This is a genomic window from Propioniciclava sp. MC1683, assembly GCF_014164675.1.
Classification (GTDB): domain Bacteria; phylum Actinomycetota; class Actinomycetes; order Propionibacteriales; family Propionibacteriaceae; genus Propioniciclava.
The window spans coordinates 1-11,145 of record NZ_JACJFX010000038.1 but is presented as its reverse complement, the minus strand read 5'-3'; the positions used below and the strand labels follow the sequence as shown (position 1 = coordinate 11,145).

Annotated in this window: 11 protein-coding genes, 1 tRNA gene, 2 pseudogenes and 1 riboswitch; of the genes and pseudogenes, 6 read left to right on the top strand and 8 right to left on the bottom strand. The window is 70.2% G+C overall.

The genetic code is table 11. The features are described 5' to 3' along the window. The 4 genes and pseudogenes from H5397_RS15225 to H5397_RS15210 form a co-directional block, all read left to right on the top strand. Positions 1–196: pseudogene (locus tag H5397_RS15225) on the top strand (IS3 family transposase); the annotation flags it as partial. A gap of 276 nt (positions 197–472) precedes the next feature. Continuing rightward, entirely contained in the window at positions 473–1,705 is a 1,233-nt protein-coding gene (locus H5397_RS15220; RefSeq protein WP_182818468.1) for an IS110 family transposase, read from the top strand. Between the two features lie 22 nt (positions 1,706–1,727). Further along, a pseudogene (locus H5397_RS15215) lies at positions 1,728–2,239 on the top strand (integrase core domain-containing protein); the annotation flags it as partial. Between the two features lie 31 nt (positions 2,240–2,270). Further along, positions 2,271–2,912, top strand: coding sequence for a site-specific integrase (locus H5397_RS15210; RefSeq protein ID WP_309224385.1), 642 nt, complete (start codon positions 2,271–2,273; stop codon positions 2,910–2,912). A 104-nt stretch (positions 2,913–3,016) separates the two neighbouring features. On the opposite strand, the gene H5397_RS15205 is transcribed toward H5397_RS15210, so the two are convergent. The 3 genes from H5397_RS15205 to H5397_RS15195 all read right to left on the bottom strand — a co-directional run bounded on the left by H5397_RS15205 (position 3,017) and on the right by H5397_RS15195 (position 4,343). Further along, positions 3,017–3,089 (bottom strand) — tRNA-Arg (locus tag H5397_RS15205). A 13-nt stretch (positions 3,090–3,102) separates the two neighbouring features. Continuing rightward, the gene (locus H5397_RS15200) at positions 3,103–3,705 is read right to left on the bottom strand and encodes a DUF305 domain-containing protein (protein ID WP_182818465.1); all 603 of its coding nucleotides are present in this window, start codon (positions 3,703–3,705) and stop codon (positions 3,103–3,105) included. Then, positions 3,702–4,343, bottom strand: coding sequence for a DUF3105 domain-containing protein (locus H5397_RS15195; protein ID WP_182818464.1), 642 nt, complete (start codon positions 4,341–4,343; stop codon positions 3,702–3,704). Before H5397_RS15195 ends, H5397_RS15200 begins: the two co-directional genes overlap by 4 nt. Positions 4,344–4,432: 89 nt before the next feature. On the opposite strand from H5397_RS15195, the gene H5397_RS15190 reads away from it, so the two are divergent. Continuing rightward, positions 4,433–5,620: an MFS transporter gene (locus H5397_RS15190; protein WP_243760791.1), complete on the top strand. Its 1,188-nt coding sequence runs from the start codon at positions 4,433–4,435 to the stop codon at positions 5,618–5,620. 9 nt (positions 5,621–5,629) lie between these two features. Here H5397_RS15190 and ppk2 read toward each other — a convergent pair whose 3' ends face one another. From ppk2 to H5397_RS15165, 5 genes are all read right to left on the bottom strand, one after another. Further along, positions 5,630–6,565, bottom strand: coding sequence for a polyphosphate kinase 2 (gene ppk2, locus H5397_RS15185; RefSeq protein ID WP_182818461.1), 936 nt, complete (start codon positions 6,563–6,565; stop codon positions 5,630–5,632). Positions 6,566–6,644: 79 nt separating this feature from the next. Next, complete coding sequence (cobO, locus tag H5397_RS15180) at positions 6,645–7,211, bottom strand: cob(I)yrinic acid a,c-diamide adenosyltransferase (RefSeq protein WP_182818460.1); 567 nt, start codon at positions 7,209–7,211, stop codon at positions 6,645–6,647. Continuing rightward, positions 7,208–7,999, bottom strand: coding sequence for an ABC transporter ATP-binding protein (locus H5397_RS15175; RefSeq protein WP_182818459.1), 792 nt, complete (start codon positions 7,997–7,999; stop codon positions 7,208–7,210). The genes cobO and H5397_RS15175 overlap by 4 nt, the downstream gene beginning before the upstream one ends. After that, positions 7,996–9,078 carry an iron ABC transporter permease gene (locus H5397_RS15170; protein ID WP_182818457.1) on the bottom strand — a complete coding sequence of 361 codons (1,083 nt, stop codon included), beginning with the start codon at positions 9,076–9,078 and terminating at the stop codon, positions 7,996–7,998. Before H5397_RS15170 ends, H5397_RS15175 begins: the two co-directional genes overlap by 4 nt. Beyond that, entirely contained in the window at positions 9,075–10,070 is a 996-nt protein-coding gene (locus tag H5397_RS15165; protein ID WP_220492333.1) for an ABC transporter substrate-binding protein, read from the bottom strand. The genes H5397_RS15170 and H5397_RS15165 overlap by 4 nt, the downstream gene beginning before the upstream one ends. An 83-nt stretch (positions 10,071–10,153) precedes the next feature. Further along, positions 10,154–10,288, bottom strand: a riboswitch (cobalamin riboswitch). A 36-nt stretch (positions 10,289–10,324) separates the two neighbouring features. Here H5397_RS15165 and orn point away from each other — a divergent pair. After that, positions 10,325–10,975: an oligoribonuclease gene (orn, locus tag H5397_RS15160; protein ID WP_182818454.1), complete on the top strand. Its 651-nt coding sequence runs from the start codon at positions 10,325–10,327 to the stop codon at positions 10,973–10,975. Positions 10,976–11,145: the final 170 nt, after the last annotated feature.

The window sequence follows — 11,145 nt, the reverse complement described above, 5'->3', positions numbered from 1 at the left end:
TCGCCGCACCGCACTCCCGGACGCGTCCTGGGGCGCCGTAGACCGCGCCATGCGGGCGCTCGGGCTGTCGGGCATCACGAGGGCGAAGGGCATCCGCACGACGATCCCCGCCAAGGACGGGGTCCGTGCCGGTGACCTGCTGAACCGGGACTTCACCGCCCCGCGGCCCGATCACACCTGGGTCACGGACTTCACCTAATGGGAAGGTCGGACCCCCGTTCCGACACGTCCAGAGGGATCCGGCAGGGCTCACTGAGATTTGACCGATCCAGCCGCAGTCTGTGGGTGAGCTGCCGTGAGGTGATCACTGCATTGATGCAACCGACTTCGCCGAGGTCTCAACGTAGACGGTGACCCTGCCGGTTCCTGGGCTCGTGAACGGCTTGTGAGATGTCGCGCCGACGAGCGCTGCCATTAGGGCGCCGCACGACCTGGACGCTCGCTCTGCTCACTCCGATGCGAAGGGATTCAGATGGCAAGTGCAGCACTGACGTGCGGAATCGACTGGGCTGAGGCCCATCACGACGTTGCGCTGGTCGACGAAGGCGGCATGGTCATGGCTAGGAAGCGGGTGAGCGCCGATCTGCCTGGGTTCACCGCGTTGTTGGCGTTGATCGCCGAGCACGGCGGCAGCCCGGAACTGACACCGGTGGCGATCGAGACCGACAAGAACCTGTTCGTCACCGCTTTGGCGGCGGCTGGCTTCACGGTCTATCCGATCAATCCCAAGGCGCTGGCCCGCTATCGCGAGCGGCATGGGCAGGCGGGAGCCAAGTCGGACCCGGCCGACGCCACCACGCTGGCGAATGTGCTGCGCACCGACCTGCACATCCATCGGCCGTTGCCGTCGATCAGCGACCAGGGGCTCGCCGTGAAGGCGCTGGCGCGCCAGCATCAGGAGGCGATCTGGGCACTGCACCAGACCATCAGTCGGCTGCGCGCAGTGCTGCTGGAGTTCTACCCCCAGGCGGTCAAGGCGTTCCCCAAGATGCAGCAGCATGCCGCCACCACGATCCTGGCCGCGGCACCCACACCGGCTGCAGGGCAGCGGTTGACCCGTCGTCGTGTCGAGGCGCTGCTGCATCGCTGCGGCCGACGCAACGACCCGGCCCTGGTCGAGCAGATCCTGGCTGACCTGAAGACGCCAGCGCTGCGGCAGCCCGAGCCGGTCGAACGGGCGCTCGGTGTCACCGTCGAGGGCCAGTTGCGGATCATCGTCGCGATGCGCGACGCCGTCGACCAGCTCGAGGCCGAGATGGCCGTCGCTTTCGATGCTCACGAGCTGGCGCCGATCCTGCGGTCCGTGCCGGGTCTTGGACCGGTGCTGGCGGCCAGGGTGCTCGCCGAAGTCGGCGACGACCCGACCCGATTCAGGACCGCGGCCGGTCTGCGCGCGTTCGCCGGCACCGCGCCCATCACTCGTGCCTCGGGACGGTCGCACTACGTCAAGGCCCGAAGGATCAGGAACAAGCGTCTCGGTGACGCCTGCCACTGGTGGGCGTTCGCGACCTTGACCAGATCACCGGGGGCCAGAGCGCACTACGACCGGCGGCGCGCCGCAGGTGACCACCACAACGCAGCCCTACGCAACCTCGCCAACAAGCTCCTCGGCCGACTGTGGTGGTGCCTACAGAAACACGAGCCTTGGGACGATGACGCCGCTTGGGCGCAGCCATCACCAACCCCGCAACCTGTCGCCGCTTGACACCTGACTCGCGTGGGATGTCTACGTCCGCACGTGGGTCGGGTGGACGTATGTGGCGTTCATCGTCGACGTGTTCGCCCAACGGATCGTGGGCTGGCATGCGTCGACCTGCAAGGACACCGACCTTGTGATGATCCCCCTGCGGATGGCGTTGTGGCAGCGCCACCGCGACGGGCACCCGATCGTGGCCGGGGAGTTGATCGGCCACGCCGACGCCGGCAGTCAGTACACGTCGATCCGGTTCACCGAACACCTCGACCTCGAGGGTGTCCGGCCCTCGATCGGGTCGGTGGGCGACGCGTACGACAACGCGCTCATGGAGTGCGTGATCGGCCTCTACAAGACCGAGTGCATCCGCACCACCGTGTTCCACGCCGACCCCTACCGGACCATCGTCGACGTCGAGTTCGCGACGTCGGGATGGGTCGACTGGTACAACAACCGGCGCCTGCACAGTACCCTCGGCTACGTGGCCCCGCCGAGTACGAGGCAGCCCACTACGCGACCCTCACCCGAGAGCCGCAACCCGTATAAGAGCGGCACGAAACCTAGGGCGCTTCAGTCGGTGAGGAACAGGAAACGCGCCTTCACCAGGGCCGAACGCGCCAAGGTGCTCGAGCATGCCGACTCCTTGGCGCGAACCGCGACCAATCCCCGCACCCAATGCAAGTGGGCTGCCACCGCAGACCTGATAGCCCTCATGGCGGGGACCGGTGCGCGGATCAACGAGGCGCGCCTGCTCTTGTGGGAGGACGTCGATCTGGACGCCGGACGGGTCCGCATCCGCGGGACGAAGACGACCTGCTCCGACCGCATGAACACCCTTCCGCAGTGGTTGGTCGATCGGTTGCGCCACCGCCGAGACGTGATGCTCGGGTGGGAGCACCCGGATCCCTACGTGTTCTCCCTTGGCTTCCCTCAGGAGCACGTGCTGCCGAACGGCCTGCGCAAGTATGGGCCGAACAACGTCCCGCCCGGTGACAGCAACCTCGGCAAGTGGACGCGTGATGTCCTGGACGGCGCGGGCTTCACCTGGGCGATCCCCCACACCTTCCGCAGAACCGTGGCCACCCTGTTGTCCGAGGCCGGCGTGCCGGTGGCCGTAATCGCCGACCAGCTCGGGCACTCAGATGCCTCCATGACCATGAGTGTCTACTTGGGGCGCGATCCCCTCGGCAACAAGAGCGACATCGCGCCGTTTCTCTAGGCGTTTCGATGTCGCCGAAAACTCAAAGTCGGTACCAAAGTCGGTACGGGGGCCCTTTTCGGGCCTCCTCGCCGAAACCGATATGGCTCTGACTAGGGGATGAGCGCCCCCGGCCCGACTCGAACGGGCAACCATCGGATTAGAAGGCCGGTGCTCTATCCATTGAGCTACGGGGGCTCGACGGACAAGTCTAGGGCGTCCGGGCGTCGAGGAACTTCTGCAGGGTCTCCAGCTCGGTCGCCTGCGCCTGCAGCATCGACTGGGCGAGCTCACGCACGGCCGGGAGCGAGGCGTGGTCGACGGCGTGCTGGGCCATCTCGACGCCGCCCTGGTGGTGCGGGATCATCAGCTCGAGGTAGGTCCGCTCGGCGTCGACGCCGGACGCCCCCTCCAGCGAGTTCAGCTGCTCCTGCGTCGCCATCCCGGTCATGGGCGCATCAGCCGCGTGGTGGGCGTGCGACCCACCCATCCAGCGCATCGGCGGCTCGTCGGTGGCGAACGGCTCGCCCCACAGGGCCAGCCAGCCCTGCATCTGGCCGACCTGGTTGGTCTGGGTCAGCACCATGTCGACGGCGATGGCCTTCAGTTCGGCGTCGCTCCCCCGCTCGCGCAGCAGTTCCGACATCAGCACGGCCTGCTGGTGGTGGACGGCCATGTCGCGGGCGAACCCCACGTCCACGGCGGTGGGCCGGGTGGCGGACTCGCCGACGCTGAGGCGTCCGAACAGGAAGGACGCGGCAGCGAGCGCGACCGCAGCCACCACGGCCGCGACGAGGACGTAGCGGCGGGTCATCGGCTCGGCGTCCCGACGCCACCGAAGCAGGACGCCCCGCGCTCGGGCGTCTGCGGGCCCTGCATGTACGTGGCCAGGAAGCTCGGCAGGCGCTCGTCGGAGGCCGACTCGGCCGTGATCTGCAGGCCCCACGCGCTGGCGACGATCGGTGCGGGCAGGCCCTCCATGGGGCTCAGCATCGCGTAGGGCTTGTTGCGCGCCAGCGCGCGCAGTGTTCCGACCTCATCCGAGGACAGGGAGGGGTCGTAGGTGATCCACACCGCACCGTGCTCCAGCGAGTGCACCGCCGGCTCGATGGGGTCGATCGGCTCGTCGTAGATGCCGCAGTTCTGCCAGTAGCCGGTGTGGTCGCCGCCGACGGGCGGGTGCTGCGCGTACTGGACGGCGGTCGAGACGTGGTTCGCGGTCAGCCCGCTGAACGTCTGGACGCCCTCGATCGGGCCCGACGCCACCGGCGTCTCGTTCGAGCGCATCCCCATCGCCAGGGGCAGGACGAGGGCGACGACGAGCGCCACCACGGGGATGGCGGCGGCGGCCGCGATCCCGATCCGCCACCGGCGCTCCTTGCGCGCCTGCTCGGCCTGCATCGCGGCCACGCGCGCGGCGCGATCGCTCGACGCCACCTTCTTCCTCTCCATCACCAGCTCCCCCACTAGTTGCTCTTTCAACCATGAGCGTAGCGGTCACCCCCTCCCCTCCCAAGGGCCCGGGTGTAGGTTCTGGCGACGTGACCGACGAATCGCTCTCCGGCAAGCAGTGGCGCCGGCTCGCGATCTCGGTCTACCTGCCCACGACCCTGTCGTTCATCGGGTTCGGGGCGGTCACGCCCCTCATCGCGCTCACCGCGCACGACCTCGGCGCCACCACCGCCCAGGCGGCGTTCGTCGTGGCCCTGCTCGGCATCGGCGGCCTGCTCGGCGCACTGCCGGCGGGCGCGCTCACCCAGCGGGTGGGCGAGCGGCGCGCCATCGTCGGCTCGCTCATCCTGGACGCCGCGTGCATGGCCGTCGCCGGCTTCGCCACCCACCTGTGGGTGCTCGCCGCCGCGGTGCTCGTCATGGGCCTGTCGGGCGCGGTCCTCATCATCGGACGCCAGTCCTTCCTGACCGAGTTCATCCCCTTCCGGTTCCGGGCCCGCGCCCTGTCGACCCTCGGCGGCGTCTTCCGCGTGGGCGCGTTGCTCGGCCCCCTGGCCGGCGCCGCCGTCGTCACCGTGTTCGACCTGCGGGCCGCCTACTGGCTGGCGATCATCACCTCGCTGGCGGCCGCCGCCACGAGCGCGCTGCTCCCCGACCTCCCCGAGCCCGAACACCACGACAGCGGCGAACCGACCAGGATGGCGTCCGTGCTGCGCGCGCACACCCGCACCCTGCTGACGGTCGGGATCGGCGCCGCCGCCCTCATGCTCGTGCGCGCCACGCGAGACGCCCTGCTCCCCCTCTGGGCCGCCGAGATCGGCCTCGGGCCGGCCGAGACGAGCCTGATCTTCGCGGCGTCCTCGGCGATCGACCTGACCCTGTTCTACCTCGGCGGCTCGATGATGGACCGGCTCGGCCGCCGGGCCGTGGCCGTCCCCGCGATGGTGATCATGGGCGCCGCCTTCGGCCTGCTGCCCCTCACCGCGACGGCAGCCGGCCTGACCGCGATCGCGCTGGGCCTGGGCGTCGGCAACGGCATCAGCTCGGGCATCGTCCTCACCCTGGGCTCGGACGCCTCCCCCGCGGTCGGCCGCCACCAGTTCCTCGCCGGGTGGCGACTCGTCACCGGGCTGGGTCAGGCCGCGGGGCCGCTGCTCGTCAGCGGGCTGGCCGCGGTGGCGTCCCTGTCGGCCGCCGCCCTCACCGTGGGCGCGATCGGCCTGCTCGGCGGGGCGTGGCTCTGGTACTGGGTGGGTCCGCCCCCGCGCCGGGAGTGACGGAGGTGATCAGTCGCCGACCGTGTCGCGGCCGCGGCCCACGATGTTGGGGTCGGGTTCATACACGACCGAGTCGTCGCGCCCGTCGTAGTCGAACTTGCTCAGGAACGCGCGCATCGCGTTGAGGCGCGCGCGCTTCTTGTCGTTCGAGCGGATCGTGATCCACGGGGCGTGGTCGGTGTCGGTGCGCTCGAACATCGCCTCCTTGGCGGAGGTGTAGTCCTCCCACCGGTCCAGCGACTCGAGGTCCATCGGCGACAGCTTCCAGCGGCGCACGGGGTCGATCTGGCGGATCGCGAACCGGGTGCGCTGCTCGCGCTGGGTCACCGAGAACCAGAACTTGGTCAGCTGGATGCCCTCGTCGATGATCATCTGCTCGAACGCGGGCGCCTGCCGCATGAAGGTCTCGTACTGCTCGTCGCTGCAGAAGCCCATCACGCGCTCGACGCCGGCCCGGTTGTACCAGGACCGGTCGAACATCACGATCTCGCCCGACGTCGGGAAGTGGTTGATGTAGCGCTGGAAGTACCACTGCCCCTGCTCGGTGGTGGTCGGCTTGGTCAGCGCCACCACGCGCGCGGCACGGGGGTTGAGGTGCTCGGTGAAGCGCTTGATCGTGCCACCCTTGCCCGCGGCGTCCCGGCCCTCGAACAGCAGGATGTGGCGGACGTCGTTGTCCTGGCTCCAGTACTGCAGCTTCAGTAGCTCGACCTGGAGGAGGTACTTCTCGGCCTCGTACGCGTCGCGGGTCAGCAGCTCGTCGTAGGGGTAGTCCTCCCGCCACGTCTCGACCGCGCGGCCGCCCGGGTCGATGAGCGCCGGGTCGGGACCCTCGGCGTCCCCCACGGTGTAGCCCTGGTTGACGAGCTTGTCGATGAACTGCCGCAGGTTCTCCCGCTGGGCCGGCGCTTCCTCGAGGATCTCCTGGAGGTTGTTCGGATCCATGGGTGCACTCCTGACGAACGGGACGGTCGGGGACGCCATCAGCCTAGCCACTGACGCCTGGCCACGGGACCCTCACGGGTCAGTAGTCGATGCCGCGTCGCGCCCGGACGCCCGACTCGTAGGCGTGCTTGATGTTGCGCATCTCGGTGACCGTGTCGGCCAGATCCACCAGTGCGGGCGGGGCGTTGCGCCCGGTGCAGATGACGTTGGTGGTGGAAGCCCGGCCGCGCAGGGCGTCCCACACCTCGTCGGCAGGGATCCAGCCGTAGTTGATCGCGTAGGTGATCTCGTCGAGCACGACCAGCCGGTAGCGACCGGACGCCAGCGCCTCGGCCGCCAGCGCCCAGGCCTCGCGGGCGATGCCCGCCGACCGGTCGAGGTCGTCGCTCTCCCAGGTGAAGCCGTCGCCGTGGGTGTACCACTCGGCGCCCAGCTGCCGGGCCGCGACCACCTCGCCGGCGCGCCACTTGCCCGACTTCATGAACTGGATGACGCACACGGGCCAGTCGCGGGCGACCGAGCGCATGATCATGCCGAACGCGGCGGTCGACTTGCCCTTGCCGTCGCCGGTGTTGACCAGGACGATCGAGTCGACCTTGCGGACCGGGGGCGGGGCCTGGTCGTGGCGGGGCAGTTCCTGGGTCATGGCAACCTCCTGGCTACGGCCCCGCGGACGGGGATGACAGCCGGCCCGGCGGGCCGGGACAGCACCTCGACCTGGGCGGCATAGGTGCGGGCGAGCATGTCGGGTTCGAGGACGTCCTCGGGGGCGCCGTCGGCCACCACGCGCCCCTGGTCGAGCAGGACGACGCGGTCGGCGTACTGCGCGGCCAGCGTCAGGTCGTGCATCGCGGCCAGCACGGTGATGCCGCGCTGGCGGCGGTGCCGGTCGACGAGTTCCAGCACCCCTTGCTGGTGGCCGATGTCGAGGGCGCTGGTGGGTTCGTCGAGCAGCAGCAGGCGAGGTTGCTGGCACAGGGCGCGGGCCAGCATGACGCGTTGCAACTCGCCACCGGAGAGGCTGTCGGCGGCCCGGTCGACGAGGGACTCCAGGCCCAGGTGGGCGATCTCGGCGTCGACGGCCGCCCGGTCGGCCGGCGACTCGGTGGCGAAGCTGCCCAGGAAGGGGGTGCGGCCGAGCATGACGAGGTCGCGCACGACCATGCCGGGCGGGACCACGGGGTGCTGCGGCATGAGCGCCACCAGCCGGGCGAGTTGCTTGCGGGACAGGGTGCGGGGGTCGTGGTCCAGCACCGACAGCGATCCGCTGCTGGGCAGCAGGGCAGACACGGCGTGCAGGAAGGTCGTCTTCCCCGCCCCGTTGGGGCCGACGAGCGCGACCCACTCCCCTGCCCGCACGACCAGGGACAGGTCGTCGATGACGATGCGCTCGCCGCGCGGCACCTGCAGGTCCCGGCACTCGACGACGGTCACGTGAGCCTCCGGTTGCGACGTAGCACGACCAGGAAGAAGGGTGCGCCCACCAGCGCGGTGACCACGCCGATCGGCAGCTCGGCCGGGGCGACCAGCGACCGGGCCACCACGTCGGCCAGGACGAGGAACACCGCACCGAACAGCATCGCCATGGGCAGCAGGATGCGGTGCGAGCCGCCCATGATGATGCGGACCGCGTGCGGCACGATGATGCCCACGAAGCCGATCAGGCCGCTGACCGACACCACGCCCGTGGTGCCCAACGTCGCCGTGAGCACCAGCACCAGGCGGACGCGCGGCACGTTGATGCCCAGGCTGGCCGCCTCGATGTCGCCCACGGCCAGCACGTCAAAGGTGCGTCGGTGCAGGAGCAGCACCACCCAGCTGACCACGACGTAGGGCAGCACCATCAGCACATCGCTCCAGCCGTTGGTGCTCAGCCTGCCGAGCATCCACGAGTAGACGGCCAGCAGCGAGTCGTCGAACCACTGCTGCCAGGTGGTCTGGATGGCGCTGAAGAAGGCGGCCACGGCCACCCCGGCCAGGACGATGACGCTGGAGGAGCGCCCCCCACCGACGCTGGACCCCAGCGCGTAGGTGGCCCCGACGGCCAGCAGCCCGCCGATGAACGCCGACAAGGGCACCGACAGGGAGCCGGCCTGCACGGTGAGCGCGATGGTGGCGCCCAGGCCGGCGCCCGCCGACACCCCCAACAGGTAGGGGTCGGCCAGCGGGTTGCGGAACACGCCCTGGTAGGCGGCGCCCGACACGGCCAGGGTGGCGCCCACGAGCGCGCCCAGCACCACGCGCGGCAGGCGGATCTGCCACAGGATGGCCTGCTGTTGCGCCGACAGCCCCGAGTCCACGTGGATGCCGGGCAGTGCCCCCACCAGTTCGAGCAGGACGCCGCCCGGGGTCAGCCCGGCGGGCCCGATGAGCGCGCCGGCGACCAGGGCGAGGACGAGGACCAGCCCGGCCGCCAGCCACACCCCGACGCGGCGCAGCCTGCGGTACCCCACGGCGGGGGTGTCGAGTGCGCTGAGGGGGACGCCGGCGGCGCGGGCGGTCGAGGACGTCATGCCTGCGCCGGCTCCAACGCCTTGACCTGCTCGGCGACCGAGGCGGCGAAGTCGGCGACGCGCGGGCCCCAGCGGCTGGCGATGTCCTCGTTGACCGAGTGCACCCGTCCGTGTTCGACGGCCGCCATGCCGGCCCAGCCCGGGCGCTGCTTGACCTGCTCGAGGGTGACCCCGCAGCACTGGGTGTCGGACAGGAAGATCAGGTCCGGGTCCTGCTCGACCACGAACTCCTCCGACAGCTGGGGGTAGAGGTCGGCGGTGCCCGCGGCGTCCCCGATGCTGGTCAGGCCGAACAGGCCGTAGATCTCACCGATGAAGGTGCCCCCGGTGACGGTGTACAGCGTGGGGTCGAGCTCGTGGAAGTAGGTGGTCTCGCCCTGGCGCTCGGGCACGCTCGCGACGGCGGCGTCGATGGCCTCGTCGGTCTTCGCGACCAGTGCCTTCGCCTCGGCCAGGCGGCCGGTGGCGGCGCCGAGGCGCTCCATCTGGTCGTAGGCCTCGGTGAGGTTCGCCGCCGAGGGCAGCACCAGGGTCGGGACGCCCGCCTTGGCCAGGCTCGCCACGACGTCCTCGTCGGCCCCGGCCATGACGACCAGGTCGGGCGCCTCGCCCAGGATCGCCTCGACGTTGGGTGTGAAGCCCGACAGCTCAGTGCGCGGGGCGTCCGCGGGGAAGTTGGACTGGTCGTCGACGGCCTTGACCTGCTCGCCGGCGCCGATCGCGAAGAGGGTCTCGGTGGCGGTCGGGCTGAGCGAGATGATCGCGTCCGGACGCTCGGCGATGGTGATCGTCGTGGTCGAGCCGGCGCCGCCGCTGGCAACCTCGACGGGGAAGGCGGAGTCGCCGGCGGGTGCGGTGGCAGGTGCTGTGGCCGCGGACTGGGCCGGGCCGGGGGTGGACGCCGAGGGTGCGGGTGCACCGCACGCGGCGAGCACCGCCAACCCCAGGACGCCGGCGAGTGCGCGCGCGATGGCGCGATGGTGGTGGTTCACAGGTGATCCTCCGATCAGTACGGAGGACGAAGTAGTCGGCTGCAACGGACTGGTCCATGCCGCACGAACTGCCCTTCGTCCGAGGACAATGCGTGGTCGTGGGCAGGTGACCTGGCTCATCCGACTCCCGTCGGCTTCACAGTTGCGGCACAGCGCCGGATTCTCACCGGACTTCACTGGGATTCCACGACAACCCCACCGGCAGTGGGGCCTCGGCCAACCTAACACATGGGGCTGCCCCTAGAGTGGTCGCCGTGAACGACCGACTGGTGTGGATCGACTGCGAGATGACCGGGCTCGACCTCGGCACGGACGCCCTGATCGAGGTGGCCGCCCTCGTCACCGACGGCGAGCTCAACGTGCTCGGCGAGGGAGTCGACATCATCATCGCCCCGCCACCGGCCGCGCTCGAGGCGATGGGCGACTACGTCCGCACCATGCACACCACCTCGGGCCTGCTCGAGCAGCTCGCCACCGGCACGACGATGGCGGACGCCGAGGCCCAGGTCCTCGCCTACGTGCGGGAGTGGGTGCCGGAGGTGCGTAAGGCGCCCCTGGCCGGCAACACCGTCGGCACCGACCGGGCGTTCCTGGCCCGGGACATGCCCGAACTCGAGGGCCACTTGCACTACCGCAACGTCGACGTGAGCACCATCAAGGAGTTGTCGCGCCGCTGGTTCAGCAAGGCGTACTTCAACTCGCCTGCCAAGTCGGGCAACCACCGGGCGCTGGCCGACATCCAGGAGTCCATCGAGGAGTTGCGCTACTACCGTGACGCCGTCTTCGTGCCCTCCCCCGGCCCGACCGCCGCCGACCTGCGCACGATCGCCCGCCGCCACCAGGGCGCCCTGACCGGCCACCGGCACCCCCAGGCGCCCGCCGTCGAGAGCCCGCCTGTCAACTGAAGGCAGTCTGTGGTCGTGCCTCCCGCTGCGCCGCGGCGCGGATCGTGGTGCCTCATAGTCAAGTCCCCGGCTGATGGGGCGTGTGCCTCACAGATTTTTCCCCGGGAACGGGGGTCTAGCCGGCGCGGATTTTGAGGGCTTTGATGTCGGGGGCTCGCCAGGTGAGTTGG